The 17,463-nt window shown below is 66.8% G+C and carries 18 protein-coding genes and 2 tRNA genes; 6 read left to right on the top strand and 14 right to left on the bottom strand.

Going from position 1 to position 17,463, the window contains the following annotated elements; translation table 11 throughout:
* Positions 1–16: 16 nt before the first annotated feature.
* A tRNA-Thr gene (locus NFC73_RS18085) sits at positions 17–89 on the top strand.
* 163 nt (positions 90–252) lie between these two features.
* Positions 253–1,152: a DNA/RNA non-specific endonuclease gene (locus NFC73_RS18080; RefSeq protein WP_254752460.1), complete on the top strand. Its 900-nt coding sequence runs from the start codon at positions 253–255 to the stop codon at positions 1,150–1,152.
* On the opposite strand, the gene NFC73_RS18075 is transcribed toward NFC73_RS18080, so the two are convergent.
* A complete protein-coding gene (locus tag NFC73_RS18075) occupies positions 1,149–1,652 on the bottom strand; it encodes a hypothetical protein (RefSeq protein WP_254752458.1) in 504 nt (167 codons plus the stop codon). The two genes, NFC73_RS18080 and NFC73_RS18075, sit on opposite strands and share 4 nt — an antisense overlap.
* Before the next feature lie 62 nt (positions 1,653–1,714).
* Here NFC73_RS18075 and NFC73_RS18070 point away from each other — a divergent pair, with 62 nt between their 5' ends.
* Both NFC73_RS18070 and NFC73_RS18065 read left to right on the top strand, forming a co-directional pair.
* Positions 1,715–2,701, top strand: coding sequence for a hypothetical protein (locus NFC73_RS18070; RefSeq protein ID WP_254752456.1), 987 nt, complete (start codon positions 1,715–1,717; stop codon positions 2,699–2,701).
* A gap of 39 nt (positions 2,702–2,740) precedes the next feature.
* The gene (locus tag NFC73_RS18065; RefSeq protein ID WP_254752455.1) at positions 2,741–2,926 is read left to right on the top strand and encodes a hypothetical protein; all 186 of its coding nucleotides are present in this window, start codon (positions 2,741–2,743) and stop codon (positions 2,924–2,926) included.
* Between the two features lie 18 nt (positions 2,927–2,944).
* Here the strand turns inward: NFC73_RS18065 and NFC73_RS18060 are convergent, their stop codons facing one another.
* From NFC73_RS18060 to NFC73_RS18020, 9 genes are all read right to left on the bottom strand, one after another.
* Complete coding sequence (locus NFC73_RS18060) at positions 2,945–3,424, bottom strand: hypothetical protein (protein ID WP_254752453.1); 480 nt, start codon at positions 3,422–3,424, stop codon at positions 2,945–2,947.
* Positions 3,425–3,432: 8 nt separating this feature from the next.
* Complete coding sequence (locus tag NFC73_RS18055) at positions 3,433–4,119, bottom strand: bacterial proteasome activator family protein (protein ID WP_254752451.1); 687 nt, start codon at positions 4,117–4,119, stop codon at positions 3,433–3,435.
* Between the two features lie 99 nt (positions 4,120–4,218).
* Positions 4,219–4,422: a YbdD/YjiX family protein gene (locus tag NFC73_RS18050; protein WP_254752449.1), complete on the bottom strand. Its 204-nt coding sequence runs from the start codon at positions 4,420–4,422 to the stop codon at positions 4,219–4,221.
* A complete protein-coding gene (locus tag NFC73_RS18045; protein WP_254752447.1) occupies positions 4,419–6,722 on the bottom strand; it encodes a carbon starvation CstA family protein in 2,304 nt (767 codons plus the stop codon). Before NFC73_RS18045 ends, NFC73_RS18050 begins: the two co-directional genes overlap by 4 nt.
* A 200-nt stretch (positions 6,723–6,922) precedes the next feature.
* Positions 6,923–7,207, bottom strand: a complete 285-nt coding sequence (locus NFC73_RS18040) for a DUF1540 domain-containing protein (protein ID WP_248762384.1) — start codon at positions 7,205–7,207, stop codon at positions 6,923–6,925.
* 139 nt (positions 7,208–7,346) lie between these two features.
* Positions 7,347–10,244 (bottom strand): ABC transporter permease family protein, encoded by a 2,898-nt coding sequence (locus tag NFC73_RS18035; protein WP_254752445.1) that lies wholly within the window; start codon positions 10,242–10,244, stop codon positions 7,347–7,349.
* Position 10,245: 1 nt separating this feature from the next.
* Entirely contained in the window at positions 10,246–10,983 is a 738-nt protein-coding gene (locus NFC73_RS18030) for an ABC transporter ATP-binding protein (protein ID WP_254752442.1), read from the bottom strand.
* On the bottom strand, positions 10,980–11,591 hold the full coding sequence (locus NFC73_RS18025; RefSeq protein ID WP_254752440.1) for a PadR family transcriptional regulator: 612 nt from the start codon (positions 11,589–11,591) through the stop codon (positions 10,980–10,982). The genes NFC73_RS18030 and NFC73_RS18025 overlap by 4 nt, the downstream gene beginning before the upstream one ends.
* Before the next feature lie 120 nt (positions 11,592–11,711).
* Complete coding sequence (locus NFC73_RS18020; protein ID WP_254752438.1) at positions 11,712–12,695, bottom strand: NAD(P)H-quinone oxidoreductase; 984 nt, start codon at positions 12,693–12,695, stop codon at positions 11,712–11,714.
* Between the two features lie 109 nt (positions 12,696–12,804).
* Here NFC73_RS18020 and NFC73_RS18015 point away from each other — a divergent pair.
* Together NFC73_RS18015 and NFC73_RS18010 are read left to right on the top strand one after the other, a co-directional pair.
* Positions 12,805–12,892: transfer RNA gene (locus NFC73_RS18015), tRNA-Ser, on the top strand.
* A gap of 104 nt (positions 12,893–12,996) precedes the next feature.
* Complete coding sequence (locus NFC73_RS18010; protein WP_254752436.1) at positions 12,997–13,152, top strand: VOC family protein; 156 nt, start codon at positions 12,997–12,999, stop codon at positions 13,150–13,152.
* A 93-nt stretch (positions 13,153–13,245) separates the two neighbouring features.
* Here the strand turns inward: NFC73_RS18010 and NFC73_RS18005 are convergent, their stop codons facing one another.
* The 4 genes from NFC73_RS18005 to NFC73_RS17990 all read right to left on the bottom strand — a co-directional run bounded on the left by NFC73_RS18005 (position 13,246) and on the right by NFC73_RS17990 (position 17,462).
* On the bottom strand, positions 13,246–14,613 hold the full coding sequence (locus NFC73_RS18005) for an LLM class flavin-dependent oxidoreductase (protein WP_254752500.1): 1,368 nt from the start codon (positions 14,611–14,613) through the stop codon (positions 13,246–13,248).
* A 5-nt stretch (positions 14,614–14,618) separates the two neighbouring features.
* Positions 14,619–15,593, bottom strand: a complete 975-nt coding sequence (locus tag NFC73_RS18000; RefSeq protein WP_254752434.1) for a TauD/TfdA dioxygenase family protein — start codon at positions 15,591–15,593, stop codon at positions 14,619–14,621.
* A 67-nt stretch (positions 15,594–15,660) separates the two neighbouring features.
* Entirely contained in the window at positions 15,661–16,584 is a 924-nt protein-coding gene (locus NFC73_RS17995; protein WP_254752432.1) for an ABC transporter permease, read from the bottom strand.
* Positions 16,584–17,462: an ABC transporter ATP-binding protein gene (locus tag NFC73_RS17990; RefSeq protein ID WP_254752430.1), complete on the bottom strand. Its 879-nt coding sequence runs from the start codon at positions 17,460–17,462 to the stop codon at positions 16,584–16,586. The genes NFC73_RS17995 and NFC73_RS17990 overlap by 1 nt, the downstream gene beginning before the upstream one ends.
* Between the last annotated feature and the right edge of the window lies 1 nt (position 17,463).

Below are 17,463 nucleotides of genomic sequence, written 5' to 3'. Positions count from 1 at the left end.
GGGCGAATTGTGCGGTGCTTCCTTAGCTCAGTCGGTAGAGCGTTTCACTCGTAATGAAAAGGTCATCAGTTCGATTCTGATAGGAAGCTCGGGATAAACCCCGTATTGTCGTTGATTTCGACGATGATGCGGGGTTTTTCGCTGGTTAAGCCCTCCAACAGCCCGCCGCATTGAGCCGGGCCGCCGACGGCGGTTTCCCTGTGGTCCACCGAAATTCATCCCGCCGTCATCTTCCACTGCTAATGTCCGGCCATGGACGAACTGTTGCTGGTACCGGGTTCTGCTGCTGCACGTGATCTGTCGGACCGGTCGGGGTACGACGTCGCCTTCCTGGGTGTACAGGTTCCTGTGCCGATTCTGGCCGCCACGAAAACGATCCTGCTGCCCTACACCCATTTCTCGGTGCTGATGCGGCTGGACAAGCGCCTGGCCGCCGTCACGGCCCTCGGCATCGACGGGGAGAAGCTGATGGATCTGGACCGCTCGGGGATCCAATGGCGCCTGGATCCAAGGTTGGCAGATGACCAGCAGACCGGTGAGCAGCTCTACGCCCGGAACGACCTCGACAGGGGACACCTGGTCCGGCGCGCCTCAGCCGTCTGGGGTGATACCCGGCAGGAGGCCGCCCAAGCGAATGAGGACACGTTCCACTACACGAACGCCGTGCCCCAGGCTGCGAAGTTCAACCAGAGCCTGGACCTGTGGCTCGGGTTGGAGTCCTACCTGCTGGAGCATGCCGCCGACCACGGCCGGCGCCTGGTCGTGTTCACCGGGCCCATCTTCGGGGACAACGACCCCGTGTACCGCGGCGTGGAGATTCCGCTGCTTTTCTTCAAGGTCGCCGTATTCCTCCAAGACGGGGAGCTTGCGGCCACCGGCTACATCGTGGACCAGACACCACAACTGGCCGACCTCCCCGATGTGCCCCTCCCGGGCGCCGTGGACGAGGCCCCGCCCCTGGGCCCGTTCCGGACCTTTCAGGTCCCCGTCCGCGATATCGCCGCCGTCACCGGCCTGGATCTGGACCAGCTCGTGGCCGCTGACCGGATGCCCATCGCCGCAGAGCTACCCACGGCCCGGGTGAGGTCGACGTGGCGGAGGCTCGTGTCTCCGGAGGACCTGGACCTGGACTTCGATCTGAACGGAGACTAGAGCCGCGGCCTGATAGTGAGCTCGACCGGCGAAGCCTCCGACGGACCGCCGCACTGGGCAGAGCCGCCCACACGCTTCCAGTCCAGATCCGTTTCCGTTTCGGCAAGGAACTCACCTGTGGCGGACAGTGCCTTGGCGATCACGTGATCCGGCGAGCTCATGTTGACGGTGAACCGCCAGGTATCGGCGTCGATCCTTTCAGCGTAGAACGGGGCCATGGTCGGCGGCTGGGCTTCCGGAGTGTGCGGGGCCCTGGCATCCAGCGGTGTTGTCACGATAATGCGCGGTGCTGCCGTCCCAGGTTCCGGCCGCAACTCCGAACAAGCGCCATCGGCGCACAGCTGCACGGTATCCACATGCGAGACGTCACCCGCCAGTTCAACCGTGATGGAGTTGACCCACCCGATCGCCGGACAGACGTTGGAGCAGCCGGCAACCAGGATGCAGGCTGCCAACATCAGAACGGCCGGCCGGACAAGGAGCCCCCACACTCTTCTCATGCGGCCAGTCTAGGCGGGCACATGCCCTTCGGCTCCGGAGCCCGCCCCCTATGATGGCGAGCATGGATGACAAGGCGCTGGCGGCTATCGCGTTCGGACTGTATGCCCTGCCTTTCGAGGAGTTTGTGGCTGCCCGGACCGCCGCAGCCAAGGCAGCCGCCGGGTCCGGGAAGGATCTCCCGGCTGCCGTCAAGGCCTTGCCAAAACCGTCGGCGGCGGCCTGGGCGGTCAACATGCTGGCCATCCATGAGCCAGGAGTGCTCGCGCAGCTTTCCGAGCTCGGCCAACGGATGCGGTCGGCCCAGGCATCCCTTGACGCCGCCGCCCTCCGGGAATTGGCACGGGAGCGCCGCACCCTGCTGGCGACCGCTGTCGAGACCGCCCGCGCCGTTGCTGAGCGCCAGGGGCGCAGCATCAGCGCCCCCATCGCCGCCGACGTCGAGCGCACCCTGCAGGCGATGACCGCCGACGAAGGAGCCACTGCCGCCGTCCAAAGCGGACTGCTGGTCCAGGCGCTGTCCGCCGACGGCGTGGACACGGTTGATCTCGATGGGGCCGTAGCGGTGCCCGGGGCTGTGCCGGCGCCGCGCGCAACCACGCAGGGCCGTCCCAAACAGCCTCCAGCCACCGTGCCGGATGAAGAAGAGGAAGAACGGACGACGGCGGAACCCGGCACCCGCAAACCCGCGGACCAGCCGCGCCTCAAGGCTGTCCGGGAGACTCCGCGGCCGGCGTCCCCCTCGGTGCTGGAGAAAGCCAACGCTGCCTTGGGTGAGGCCATGGCAGCCCAAGAGGAGTTCGCCCGGTTAGCCGCGGACCGGCAAAGTCACCTGGCGGACACGGAGGCCGAAGTCGCGGACCTGACCCGCGAAACACGTGAGCTCCGCGACCGGCTCAAAGCCGCGGAGGAACAGCTGGACAGCGCCAGGAAAAACCTGGGCACGGCGGCCGCCGAGGCCAAGCAGGCGGCCAGGGCAGCCGATAAGGCCCAGCGTTCGGCCATGCTCGCGCAGGAGCGGGTGCTACGCCTGGGCAACACGCGGGACTGATGAACGGTTAATGTCAGACCCCGGTTGCAGACTGGATTTATGGAAAACCAACTTGCACAGGAATTTCACGTGACGTACTTCGACGCCGATTGCGGCAGGATCAGCAGTGAAAGCTTCGATTCTCTGAGGGACGCCGAACGTTTCGCCAGCCGGAACTGCGGCACCGAGGAATCGTGGGCCGTTATCGACGCTGTTGCCATCGAGCAGGCCAGGATCGCCGCCTGAGGTCATCCTGAATACCGCTCAGCCGGAAAGGCTTTCGGGCAGTCCGCCGCCGGCGGCATCCTCGGCGAGCCGGCGTTCGGCGTCGGCCACCTGCTCAAACACTGATTCCGCGCGGCGACGTACCGAGGCGGCCCCCACCGGGACGGGACCGACGGCGAGCCGCAGCATGGCTGCAGCCTCGGCAGTGGTGGCCAGTGAATTGCCGGCCTTCGACAGCGACCGGTGCACACCGGCCAGGTCCCCGGGAATGTCCAGCCCCTCGCTGGGCGACCGTCGCTGGGCTTCGACGCAAACAGTGCGGACACGTTCCTGGAGCCCCGCCAGCTCGTTCGCGACTTCCACGAGTTCCGCATAAAGCTGCTCGTCCTCGACACCTTCCAGGACCTGGTGATAACGGTCCAGGCCACGGTGGAAACGATCGTGGGCGCGGCGCCAAAGGCCCTTGCCCAGCTCAGCATCGTCCTTGCGCCCTTGGCGGGCGGCAGTAAAGAATCCCACGCAGGAACCTAGAGGTACTGGCCGGGACCGTGGTCCGGGTCCTCCGGCCGACCTGACGGCACCGGACCGGAATACTGGCCGGCGGCGGCCCTCTGCGGCTCACCGTTCTCCCCGATAACCACACCAGGGGCGATCATGGTGCCCGGCGGAAGCTGCTTCATGTGCAGCTGCGCGGCGGCCTGCTCCCGTGCGGCGTGTTGGGCGGCGATAGCCGTCTGGATGCCGTGGAAGAGGCCTTCCAGCCACCCCACGAGCTGCGCCTGGGCGATCCGCAGCTCGGCGTCGGACGGTGTGGTGTTCTCCGGGAAGGGCAGGCTGATCCGTTCCAGTTCTTCGACGAGCTCCGGTGCCAGCCCGTCCTCCAGCTCCTTGATGGAACGTTCGTGGATCTCGGCGAGGCGTTCGCGCGCGGCGTCGTCCAGCGGTGCCGACTTAACCTCTGCCAGGAGCTGTCGGATCATGGTGCCGATCCGCATGACTTTCGCGGGCTCGTCCACGAGGTCCTGGAGGTTGCTGCCCTTAGCCCTGCTCCCGAGTGACGTGCTCGACGCCGCCGGGCCGGTAGTGGCCGGACCTGCAGCGCCGGGGCCGGCTCCAGCCGGGATGGGCACAGCCGGCATGGCCGGTTCGCCGTTGTAGAGGGTCCTGCCCTCAACGGGGACATCATCAGGCTGAGTGTCTGTCGGATCGCTCATGCGTTCATACTCTCACGAGCGGAGGCCGGGCAACCCGGTTGGTGAAGCAGTCCAGTCGATGAAGCCGGCCAGCCGATGAAGGCTGGCCGGCCGTCAGCGTCAGCAGCACCGGCCCTGCGGGTTGGAGTCCTGGCGGTCCGTCCGGTCCCGCCAGAATTCGCGTTCCGTCAGTGGCGGCTCCCCGTGTCCGGCCGCGTGGTGGTGCTCCAGGTACTTGGCGTACGCATCAGCACCGAGCACGCCGCCGAGGTACCGGGCGAAACCCCGGAGCCCTGTTGCGACCGCGGCCAGACCGGGGCTCATTTGTTGTGACCTGCCCTTTCGAACCGCAGCTCGGCCGGCAGCTTGTTCCACTCGGCCTGCAGCTCACGTTCCGCGGGTGTGGGGATCAGCCCGGCGGGTGCGAAGACCTTTGACGGCCGGGCCTCGTCCTCGTTGTCGATGTTCGGGAACCCAGCGGAATGGTTGCGGAAGGCCTTGACGGTGGACGCAATCGCCATGGCGATCACGATGATGCTCAGCACCACAAAGATGACGGACAGCCAGCCCTGGATCGCGGTGTTGCGAACCACGGCTTCCATGGCGACAACACTCTTGGCTGAGCCGAACTCCGTCTTGCCGTCCGCGAGCGCCTTGCTGAAGGCCGCATTGTTGGCGAAGTAGCCGACTGCTGGCGTTGAGGAGAAGATCTTCTGGTAACTCGCGGTGATGGTCACCACCGCCGCGAAGGCCAGCGGCACCGCAACGATCCAGAGGTACTTGAAGCTCCCCCGCTTGGCGACGATGGCCAGGCACACGGACAGCGCGATCGCGGCCAGCAGCTGGTTGGCGATGCCGAACAGCGGGAACAGCGTGTTGATGCCGCCCAGCGGATCGGTCACGCCCATGAGCAGCACGGCACCCCAGGCGCCCACCATAACGGCGGTGCACAGCCAGGCTCCGGGCCGCCACGAATGCTCCTTGAACTTGGGGATGAAGTTGCCGATGGAGTCCTGCAGCATAAAGCGCGCAACGCGTGTACCGGCGTCGACCGCGGTGAGGATAAACAGCGCCTCGAACATAATGGCGAAGTGGTACCAGAACGCCATCAGGGCCGTCCCGCCGATGAACTGCTGCATGATGTGGGCGAGGCCCACGGCAAGTGTGGGCGCGCCGCCGGTCCGGGACACAATGCTTTGCTCCCCGACGTTGGCCGCTGTCTCCGCGAGCATGGCCGGGCTGACGTTGACCCCGGACAGGCCAAGGCCGTTGACCCAGGCGGCCGCGGTTTCCACCGTGCCGCCGGTCAGGGCGGCCGGGGCGTTCATGGCGAAGTACAGCCCGCGGTCAATGGAAATGGCGGCGACCAGCGCCATGATGGCCACAAACGACTCCATCAGCATGCCGCCGTAGCCGATGAAGCGGGTCTGGCGTTCCTTCTCGATCAGTTTCGGGGTGGTGCCTGAGGAGATCAGGGCGTGGAAGCCGGACAAGGCACCGCACGCAATGGTGACGAACAGGAACGGGAACAGGGCGCCCGGGAACACCGGACCGTTTTCCCTGCTGGCGAACTCGCTGAAGGCGGGAACGGTGATCTCCGGCCGGACCACGATGATGGCGAGCGCAAGCATCACGATCACGCCGATCTTCATGAACGTGGAGAGGTAGTCACGCGGTGCCAGCAGCAGCCACACCGGCAGGATGGCCGCGATGAAGCCGTAGACAATGAGGCCCCAGGCAATGGTCACCTTGTCCAGGGTGAAGAACGCGGAGCCCCATTCGGTCTCCGCCACCAGGCCGCCGCCGATGATGGCGGCCATCAGCAGCACAAAGCCGATCAGGGAGACTTCCATGATCTTGCCCGGCCGGATGTAGCGCAGGTAGACGCCCATAAACAGCGCAATCGGGATGGTCATACCCACTGAGAACACGCCCCACGGGCTTTCACCCAGGGCATTGACGACGACGAGCGCGAGAATGGCCACGATGATCACCATGATCAGCAGCGTGGCAATCAGTGCTGCCGTGCCGCCGATGACGCCCAGTTCTTCGCGTGCCATCTGGCCCAGGGAACGGCCACCGCGGCGCATGGAGAAGAACATCACCAGGTAGTCCTGGACTGCGCCTGCGAGGACAACGCCGATGATGATCCAGATGGTGCCGGGGAGGTAGCCCATCTGGGCGGCGATGATCGGCCCGACCAGCGGGCCGGCACCGGCGATGGCGGCGAAGTGGTGGCCGAAAAGCACGTTGCGGTCCGTGCGGACGTAGTCCTTGCCGTCAGCCTTGTATTCCGCCGGCGTGGCACGGCGGTCATCCGGCTTGGTGATGAGGCGTTCGATCACCTTGGAGTAGAAGCGGTAACCAATCAGGTAAGTACAGACCGAGGCAAAAACAAACCAGATCGCGTTGACGGTCTCGCCCCGGACGATGGCCAGCATGAACCAGGCGACGCCGCCGAGCAGTGCGATGGCTGCCCACAGGGCGATCTTGGCCGGGGTCCATTTTTTCTCTTCAGCCTCGCGGACGGCCTCGTCCACGGCCGTTGGCGGAAGCTTCGGATCGGCGGTCAATGGACCGCTTCCTTTCGCTGCACGTACCGGTTCGTCAGGCCTGCTGGCCATGTCTCCTCCTTGAGAATTGATGCTTCAGTGAGTTGCTCAAAGGCACCCTACCAACGCCGCACCAACGAGGACGCGGCATTGTGCCCGCGCCGCGTGACATTGCGGTGAACGGCGGGCGGGAGGCGCCGAGCGCACAAAAGCCCCCGTTCAGGGTTTCCTGAACGGAGGCCTTCGTGATTAATCCCGGGCGGGAGCCGTGGCTACGCGTGTGCGTAAGTGAGGCAGTCCGCGTTGTCAGCGCCGGGGCCCACATGGACTTCGGAGGCGTTGCACATCAGGTGGTCGTTGTGGATGCACTCGGAGCGCTGGCAGGCTCCGACATCCGCCAGGACCTTGGGCAGCCCGCCGTGTGTGCCGGTGTCGATGAACGTGGCGCAGCTGGCGTGGTCTTTGCTTCCGCCAACCGTGATGGCGTGGGCCGTACAGCCTTCGTGGTCATTAAACGAGCAACGGGTAACACTGCAATCGGCAACATGTGTTGTCATAAGAGGTCCCTCCGTACTTCGGCCGTCCGGGACGGACAGCGTCCTGAGTCCCACCGTAGGCCTGTCGGGCGCAATGAAAAAGACCCAACTGTGTGACCTAATTCCTGTGCTCCCCCGCTCAGCTGCCTCGGCAGACCGCTCAGGTCCCCACCTCGCGGCGGGATACCGGAAGCCCCGCCCGGGTAAACAGCCAGGCCAAGGCCGCACCGGTGAGCGGCACCGCGATCAGCAACGCCACGAGCTGGAGCCAGGGCACGACGGCGGTCCGCGCCAGCCCGGTGGCCGTCACCAGCAGCACGGCGGGCACTATCCCGGCAACACTTCCCAACACGGTTCCGAGCCCCGCCATCATCAGCGCCTGGGACCCCGCGAGCGCCTTCCGCAAGCGCGGGGCGGCGCCCACGCCGGCAAGGGTCACGTGGTCTTTCCGTGAGTCGGCCATGGACAGTCCCGTGGTGATCCCCGCCGCGCTGAGCGTGATCAGTGCGCCCAGGCCCACGATGGACCAGAGGATCAGCGAGGCGTCCCGCTCGGCTCCGGGCTCCACATACATTGACCCGTAGCGGTCCGCATAGACGCCGGCGAGCGCGGCAGACACCTTGTCCATCTGGGCGGCATCCGGGTAGGCGGTGAGCTGGACCAGCAGCGCACTGTCATCCACACGCATCCCTGCGGCCGCGGCACCCTCCGGGGACACAACGCCGTAATACTGCACGTCGACTTCCGGCTCCAGCACTACCGCGGCCACATCCGTCCGCCCCACCTCCTGGTACCCCAGGAAGGCACCCGTGGCGGAGTCGCCAGGCGCCGGTTTGCGCACGTCTTCCGCCACCAGAGACGCGTGCCCGTCGCGGACGAACACCGGGTTGGTCACCACCATGCCACCGACCGCCAGCACGTCGCGTGCTTCCGCCGTCGTGGCCGTTCCAAACAGCCTTTCCACGTCCTCAGCAGTTCCGACGACGACGGGGTTAATACGTCCCTGTGTCTCGTAGGGGCGCATCGGTCCCTGGCAACGCCAATCCTCCGGATCAAGGACGCGCTGGCCGGCGGTCACGGGGCATTCGTTACCCTCCGGCGTGGCCAGCGAATATTGCAGGCAGCTCGACGTCGGCGTCTGGGCCGGCGACGCGTCGGCACGTTCGGGCCGCATGTCGCAGTTCCGGGTAGCGGAAGTTCGCAGTACCGCGGTCCATTCGACGGTGTCCACCGCCCCATCCAATGCGGACGCCACCGCAGCAGGGTCAATCCGCGCCGGGTCCGGCATTGTTCCGTCGGCCAGCAGGGGTTGCCACACGGACAGCGGCAGGACAGCCTGGTTCTTCAGGGCGGACCAGTAGTGGTTTTCCTGCTCGCTCGCCTGCTGGCTGGCGGCCAGCACCATGCCGGCACTGGCCAGGGTGGCTGCCGCGAGGACCGCGGCAACGGCCGGAACTGTCCGGCTGCGGTTGCGGGACGAATCACGGGCGGCCATTCGCGCAGCCAAGGGAAGCGGTCCGGCCCGCCTGGCCAGGAGGGCCACCACCTTCCCGGTGAGGAGAACCAGGGACGTAACGCCCAGAACCGCGCCTCCCAGCAGGAAACAGGCAATGACAGGAGTCCTGGAAGTGAACACGTCGGGGTCTTCGCTGCTGGCGGCAAGCCATGTGCCGGCGGCGAGGGCCGCGGCGGCCACGCCCAGCAGGACTGCACCCACCACGGTGGACGCCTTGCCGGCAGATGCCGGTGCCCGCCCCGATTTGAGCGCGCCCAGAACTGCCTGGCGCGCCACCTGCCGCGCGGGCGCCAGGGCAGCCAGCAGGCAGGCGGCGTAGCCCATGACCATCACCAGGACCGTCAACAGCGCGTCAGGATGGAAGCCCGGGAAACGGACCGATCCGTTCATGCGCGCAACGAAAACCACCCCGGCGGCCGCTACGAGTCCCACAGCGGCGCCTGCTGCCACGCCAATGCCGCCGAGCCACAGGCCCGCCGCCATGACCACCGAGCGGATGGTGGGGCTTTCGGCCCCTGTCGCGGCCAGCAGGGCCAGCTCCCGGACCTGCCCCTTGGCGCCCACGGCAAACGCGGCTCCGGCCAGCAGGCCCACCTCCAGCAGTGCCAGAGCGCCCAGGAGCGCCCCGGCCGCGTAGGTGGCGAGCGGCAGCGACGCGCTGGACGAGGTCCCGCCGCCTTCCTGCCCGCGCTCGTCTTGAGGCGGCGCATTCAGCACCACAGCCCTGGACAGCACGGTGACACCCACGGCGTTGGCCGCCAGGACCTGGCTCCAGGTCACCGGCTCGGAACCCGCCAGGTAGTACATGGTGGCCTTGGTGGCCAACGCGGTTGGCACCGGACTGGTGGAGGCCGGGAACGCCGGGGCGCCCACGCTGCCCTGGCCGGGCTTGAGGTAGACGATGGAGTTGCTGTCCGAATAGCCCGCGTCACGGAGCGTTCCGACCGCAACAAAGGTCCCGGCCGACGTCGCCAGCTCCTCCCCCAGTCCCAGGCCGAACCGCTCCATCAGCCCCGGCGACACGAGCATCTCGGCGTCAGCCACGGGGGCCCTGCCGTCCAGCAGGGTGTATTTTCCGGCAAAGGCCGGGGCCAGTGCGTCCACTGCCCGGCCCACCACGCGCACGTCGGCCGCACCCGACTCGGCGGTGAGATCGAGGGTGGATTCTGTGAGGACGTCGTAGCCGGCCGGAATCGCGTCCTGCGGATCGGTCGGCGTGAAGTCAGGGTTGGCGTCCCAGTTGTTTGTGGTGATGCGCAGCTCTTCGACAGGATCCTGGACCATAACCCCGTTGGCCATGGGCATGGACCGGAACCGGGCCTGGGTGGTGCCGAGCTGGTACTGCACTCGCTCGGCGGCGGTCTCCTGGGTGCTCTGGACCAGGGTGACGGCCCCCGTCATGGCGGCCACGGGGAGCATGATCAGCAGGATGATCAGGAGGGAACGCCCTTTATGGCGGCGGATATCGCGGCGCGCCATCCGCATAGCGACGCGGAAAGCCTGCCGGCGCCCGCCGGGCGCCGGGTCGAGGGTGAGTGCCACGTCAGTGGCCTGCCTGCGTGAGGAGCATGGCGGGATCGTGCATGGCAGCTGCCTGGTCCACGATCCGGCCGTCCCGGAGGAACACCACCCGGTCAGCCCATGCGGCATGCCGGGCCTCGTGGGTCACCAGCATCACGGCCGCACCGGCGTCGGCACGGCTCCGCAGCACCTCCATGACGCCATGGCCGGTGGTGGAATCCAGGGCTCCGGTGGGTTCGTCGGCCAGGATCAGCCGGCGGTCGCCCACGATGGCCCGCGCGATGGCCACACGCTGCTGCTGTCCGCCGGACATCTGGTCCATAAAGCGGTCCGCGAGCTCCGGGATGCCCACCTGCCGCAGCGCATCGAGGGCCTGGCGTTGCGCCTTCCTGGTGGCCGTCCCGTCCAGCTCCAGCGGCAGCGCCACGTTCTCGGCAGCCGTCAGGGTGGGGACAAGGTTGAAGTCCTGGAAGACGTAGCCGACGGCGCGGCGGCGCAACCGGGCGAGTTCGTTCAGTCCCAGCCCGCCCAGTGGGGTTGATTCCACAAAGACACCGCCCGACGTCGGCCGGTCAAGTCCCCCGGCCAGCGCCAGGAGGGAGGATTTCCCGGAACCTGACGGACCCATCACGGCGACGAACTCTCCGGCCCTGATACTGAGGTCTACCTCGCGCAGCGCGGCGACCGCCGTCGCGCCTTCACCGAACGTCCTGCTGACCTTGGCGAGTTCCAGGACCTGCTGCGGCCCCTGGACGCTCACCGGCGGCTATCCGCGATGAGCGGGGAAGCCTCTTCCACAGTGACCCCGTTGGACGATTTGCGTGGTGTGGCCTTGCCTGCGGTCTGCGCCTGCTGCAGCATCCGCGCCTCGCAAAGGTCCAGCCAGCGGACCTCCGCTTCCGTCTGGAAGATCAGCGAATCCAGCACCAGCAGCCAGGCGGTATCCGCGGCCCGCTGGTTGGCTGCCGTGTCGCGGCGGGCTTTGGTGTAGTCCTGCAGCGCACGGATGGACGCCACCCGCTGGGCCTGGATGATGGCCTCCACATCCACGCCCGGCAGCGTGACCGCGAGCGCCAGTTTGATGGCAAGCTCGTTCCGGGGCGGGTTGTTGCGCTCCACGGGGGCGGCAAACCAGTTCCGCACGTCCGCCTTGCCGGCGTTGGTGATGCTGTAGACCACGTGGCCTTCGCCGTCACTGCCGTCATTGCTGACCAGGCCGTCGCGTTCCAGCCTGTCCAGCGTGGTGTACACCTGCCCGATGTTAAGGGGCCAGGTGGACCCGGTGCGGTTCTCGAACTCAACCCTGAGCTGGTAGCCGTAACGCGGCTGGTCCTGCAGCAGGGCAAGGAGGCTGTGGCGGATGGACATGATGCTCCTAGCGGTGGCGTCAGCGCCGGTATGCACGGACCCCCAAGACCCGTGCATACCGCGTATAGAGTGAGGCTAGCCCAGTTCGCGGCGCAAAGCAATACTCAGTATCTACCCGGCCTACATAACCAGCAGGATCTTGCCCACATGGTCGCCGCTGTCGAAATACCGATGGGCGGCCGCGACCTGGTCCAGCGGGAAGGTCTTGGCCACCAGCGGGCGGATCCGGCCGTCCGTAATAAGGGGCCACACGGATTCGCGCACGGCGTTCATGATGGCGCCCTTTTCCGCCACCGGGCGCGGCCTCAGTGCCGTGGCAACCACTGCCGCGCGCTTCCGCAGGAGCTGGCCAAGATCCAGCTCACCCTTGGCCCCGCCCTGCAGGCCGATGACAACGAGCCGGCCGTAGTCCGCGAGCGCATCAACGTTCTGCGCCAGGTACTTGGCACCCACGACGTCAAGGATCACGTCGGCACCTTTGCCGCCGTTCTGCCGCCGGAGGCTTTCGGGGAAGTCCTCTTCGGTGTAGTTGATGGCGATGTCCGCGCCCAGGAAGGCCTTCGCGGTCCCGACCTTTTCCGCTGTCCCTGCGGTCGTGGCCACCTTGGCGCCGAAGGCCTTGGCCAGCTGGATGGCCATGGTGCCGATCCCGCCGGTGGCGCCATGGATCAGGACCGTTTCACCGGCCTGCAGTTGCGCCGTCATGATCAGATTGGAGTAGACCGTGGCTGCGACTTCCGGCAGCGACGCAGCGGTGACCACATCAACGCCGTCGGGAATCCGCAGGACCTGCTCCGCGGGCACCGCAACCTGCTCCGCGTAGCCTCCGCCGGCCAGCAGCGCCACCACCTTGTCCCCCACGGAGAATGCCTTGGTGACGCCGGGACCGAAGCCGGCGATCCGCCCCGAGACTTCCAGCCCCGGGATCTCGGACGCGCCGGGCGGGGGCGGGTAGAAGCCCCTGCGCTGCTGCACGTCCGCCCGGTTCAGGCCGGCGGCGACAACATCGATCAACACCTCGCCCTGCCCTGGCACCGGCGCGTCCACTTCGCGGACTTCCAGAACCTCCGGACCACCGGGTTCTGCAATGTAGACGGCTTTCATGGAGAACTCCCGTTTTCTAGCTGATTCGTGCCCCAGAACCAGTGTGCACCGGACGCACGGCAGACTCTGTTTTGTTGCAGCCAACTGCCTATGAAACACTACTCGTTAGGGAAGGTTGTCCGAGCGGCCGAAGGAGCTAGTCTTGAAAACTAGTGTGCGGTAACCCCGTACCAAGAGTTCGAATCTCTTACCTTCCGCGAATGGAACCCCGGTACGCCACATGATGGCGGACCGGGGCTTCTTCGTTTAACCGGCCAAGGGTCCACCGGAGCGACAATCGGCGTGTGGCAAGCCGCGCGAGATGAACGGATATGAGCTCAACGTCGAAGGTGCGGACGCTTCGATTGAGAAGGCCGTCTCGCTCGGAGCCACCCTCATTGAAGGACCGGAGGACTCTCCGTTCGGCCGCCTCGCCTCGTGGCCGACCCCCGGTGCAAAGTTCAAGATCACCGCATAAGTAACTACAACCATCGCGGGGTCACATCTTGCCCATTCCGAAGGAAATATCAGGCCTGAAGTGACCCCGCGTTGGTCTTAAGCAGGCGGGGTGTCAGGCAGGCTGCGGCACGCGGTCCGGAACCTGTGCACGGACTTCGGTAAAGGAGTTGGCCGGGACGGCCAGGCCAAAGTGCTCGCGGAGCGTGCGCCCGGTGTATTCACGCCGGAACAGCCCTCGGTCCTGGAGGATGGGAACCACCTGGTCCACAAAGACTTCCAGGCCTGAGGGCAGCACGGGCGGCATGATGTTGAACCCGTCCGCGGCGCCGGACTGGAACCAGTGCTGGATGGCGTCGGCCACCTGCTCCGGCGTTCCCGCGAAGGTCCGGTGCCCGCGGCCCCCGCCAAGCCGGCCGATGAGCTGCCTGACGGTCAGGTGTTCGCTGCGGGCGAGGTTCACCACCAGCGTGTAACGGCTCTTGGCACCCTCGATCTCATCCTCCGACGGGAGGCCGGCCGGCAGCTGGCCATCGAGTTTCAGGGATTCCGGCGGGACGCGCAGCAGGTTGGCCAGCTGATGCACCGCGTGCTCCGGCAGGATCAGCTCGTCCAGCTCGCGTTCCAGCCTCAACGCCTCGGCCTCCGTAGCGCCGATGACCGGAACGATGCCCGGCAGGATCTTGATGGACTGCGGGTCCCGGCCCGCCGCCGTCGTCCGTCGTTTCAGGTCCGCGTAAAAGTCCTGGGCGGCCGACAACGTCTGGTGCGCGGTGAAGACCGCCTCCGCGTACCGGGCCGCAAAGTCCTTGCCGTTCTCCGAGGAGCCTGCCTGGACAATCACCGGGTGCCCCTGGACGGACCTGGGCACATCCAGGCCGCCCTCCACCTGGAAATGCGGGCCCTGGTGGTTCACCGGATGCACCCGCGAGGTGTCCGCCCAGACGCCGGCGCCCTTGTCCGCCACCACGGCGTCGTGTTCCCAGCTGTCCCAGAGCTTCTTGGCAACGTCCAGGAACTCCGCGGCCCGCTCGTACCGCTGCGAGTGGGCGGGCTGGCCGGCGAGGGAGAAGTTCCTGGCGGCCGCGTCCCCCGCCGTGGTCACCACGTTCCAGCCCGCCCTGCCGCCGCTGATGTGGTCCACGGAGGCGAAGCGCCGCGCCAGGTTGTACGGCTCGTTGTAGGTTGTGGACGCGGTGGCGATCAGCCCGATCCGCTCGGTGACGGCAGCGATGGCGGCGAGCAATACAGTGGGTTCGAGGCTGCCGTAGGGCCGCTGGGCCACGTTTCCGTGCAACACCGGGGAATCGGCGAAAAAAATCGAGTCCAGCTTGCCGCGCTCCGCCGTCTGGGCCAGCCGTTGGAAGTGGGCCACGTCCGTGCCGGCGAAGCTGTTGCTTTCCGGCAGGCGCCACGACGCCTCGTGGTGGCCGGTGCTCATCAGGAAGGCGTTCAGGTGCAGTTTCCTGGCCCCGCCAACCATGGCACTCACGCGCGAGCCCCGGCAGTTTCGAGAACCCCGGCTGCTTCAGGAGCCGTTTCGGGAACGACGACGGTCTCGGAGTAGGCGGACGAGTCGCCCCTGATGGAGGTGCTGGTGCGTCCGTCGACGCCGCGGGGAAGGTCGCCGGCGATGGTGACGCGGTTGAGCTGGCGGGGCTGGCCGTCATAGTTGTCCGGGGCGTAGTGCTGGGTGATGCGGTTGTCGAACAGCACCAGCTGGTCCGGCTCCCAGTTCACGCGCACCACGTTTTCCGGGCGGGTGATGTAGGCCTGCAGGAGGCGCAGGATGTCCTTGGACTCCGTGTTGGACAGGCCAACGATCCGCAGCCGCTGCGCGAAGCCCCCAATGAACAATCCGCGCTCCCCGGTCAGCGGGTGGACCCGCACCACGGGGTGGGCGGATTCGAAGTGGATCCTGGTGAACTCCTTGCGGCGTTCGTCGGCGTTGGCGTGTTCCAGGTTCTTGGGCACGGAGTAGTCGTAGTCGTTGGTGTGGATGGCCCAGAGGGTGTCGGCGAAGTTCCGCAGCTCCTCCGGCAGGTCCTGGTAGGCCCCGGCCGAGGACGCGATCAGGGTTTCGCCGCCGTAGCCCGGCAGGGTGATGCTGCGCAGGGTGGAGGCCTGCGGCGGGTTCACCACAAAGGTCACGTCCGTGTGCCAGTTGTTGGCACTGCCGTTTTCGCTGTCCACGGGCAGGACCGCGGGCTTTCCGTCCACGGAGGCCACCGTGGGGTGGGCTTTGGTGAGTGGGCCGAAGCGGCTGGCGAAACGCACCTGGTCCTCGTCGGTGCGGATGTTCGCTTCCCGGAAAACCAGGGCCTTGTGCGTGTTCAGGGCGTCCCGGAGCTGCGCCACGGTGTCCGGCGACAGGTCTGCGCTGAGGTCCAGGCCGCGGATTTCGGCGCCGATGCGTGAGCTGAGCTTGGTGAACTGGAGCTTGGTTTCGGTGATGACGGTCATGGTGTTTCCTTTGCAGTTCAGAAGGGGCAGTGGTGCGTTTGGTGGTTCAGTGGTGGCGGCTGGGCGCTCAGGTGTCCGAGCCGACGGCGGTCCGCCAGCCGGAGAAGTGCCGTTCCAGTGCCACGAGGACGGTGTTGACCAGCAGTCCCACCACCGAGACGGTCAGGATGCCGGCGTACATGTCCGGGATCAGGAAGCTGCTCTGCGCGTTGACGATCAGGTAGCCCAGGCCGGCTTTGGCGCCCACCATCTCGGCGGCGATGAGCACCAGGATGGAGGAGGTTCCGGCCATCCTGATGCCGGTGAAGATCGTGGGCACCGCCGACGGCAGGATCACCTTCTGGAAGAGCCGGAAGCTGTTCAGTCCCAGGGATTTTGCGGCCCGGATCAGCAGCGGGTCCACGGTCCGGACGCCGGCGATGGTGTTCAGCAGGACCGGGAAGAACGCGGCGTAGGCCACTATGGTGATCTTCGATTCCTCGCCGATGCCCAGCAGCAGGGTGAACACCGGCAGCAGAGCCAGGGTTGCCGTGTTGCGGAAAAGCTCCAGCAGCGGGTTGAGGAACGAATTCAGCCAGCCGTACCAGGCAATCAGGAGTCCCAGGACGACCGCGGACACCACGGCGATGCCGAACCCGGACACCGAACGGGTCAGGCTGGCCTGGAGGTGGCTTTGGAGCTGGCCGTTCTCCAGGAGCCTGGCTCCGGCCGCCAGGACTTCGTGCAGCGGCGGCAGGAAGACCCGGGTGGCCGGGCTGGCCAGGAACAGCGGACCCACTTCCCACAATGCCAGGAAGAGGACAACCGCGAGCGATTTCCAGCCGGCCCGCCCCGCGTGGCGGGCTGCGGCACCCAACCTGGCTGCCGGCGTCGGGCGTTGCCCGCGTCCAGAAGCGGACGGTCCGGAGGGTCCGGGCTGCGTGGCTCCGGGGTTTAGGGAAGGGTCGACGGCGGCAGCCGCGTCCTGCGGTCGGGTCAAGACAGTGCTCATCAGGCCGCGCTCCTTTCGAGGGGTTGTTCATCGGGGGCGGTGCCGTCCGGGAGGATTTTCCGGTGGCCGGAGTCCTGGGCCAAGCGGACCTCGTCGTGCAGCAGGGACCAGACCTGGTGCCGGTGTTCCACAAAGGCCGGATGCGAGCGGATGTCCGCGTCGCCGTCGCGGTCGGGGATGTTGATGTCCACGATTTCCTTGAGCCGGCCGGGGCGGGCGCTGAGCACCGCCACGCGCTGGCCGAGGTAGACGGCTTCGTCGATCCCGTGGGTGATGAAGACGATGGTTTTTCCCGTGGCCTTCCAGATCCGCAGGAGCTCGTCCTGGAGCTGTTCGCGGGTCTGGGCGTCGAGGGCGGCGAAGGGCTCGTCCATCAGCAGAACGTCCGGCTCATAGGCGAGGCTCCTGGCGATGGCCACGCGCTGCTTCATACCGCCGGACAGTTCATGCGGATAGCAGTCCTCGAACCCGGCAAGGCCCACCAAATCGAGGTACTCGCTGGCCTTCGCCGCCCTTTCCTTCTTGGAAAGACCCGTGTTCTCGAGGCCGATGGAGACGTTGGCTGAGGCCGTACGCCAGGGGAACAGCGCGTACTGCTGGAAGACAACGGCCCTGTCCTGGCCGGGCCCCGTGACCTCCTTGCCGTCCACCAGGACCTTTCCCGAGGTGGGGCGTGACAGGCCGGCCAGCAGATCCAGGAGTGTGGTCTTGCCGGAACCGCTGGGGCCCACCAGGGTGAGGAATTCACCGGCGGCCACGTCCAGGCTGAGGTCATCCAAGGCGGTCAGGACGGATGGTTCCGTGTTCTTGCCCGCCCCTTTTCCCGGCCGGACAGCGAATTCCTTGGTGACGTTCCTGAGGCTGATTTTGGGTGACATC

Origin of the sequence: Pseudarthrobacter humi (genome assembly GCF_024294965.1) — a bacterium.
Lineage (GTDB): Bacteria > Actinomycetota > Actinomycetes > Actinomycetales > Micrococcaceae > Arthrobacter > Arthrobacter humi.
This window is presented reverse-complemented; position numbering and strand designations above follow the sequence as displayed.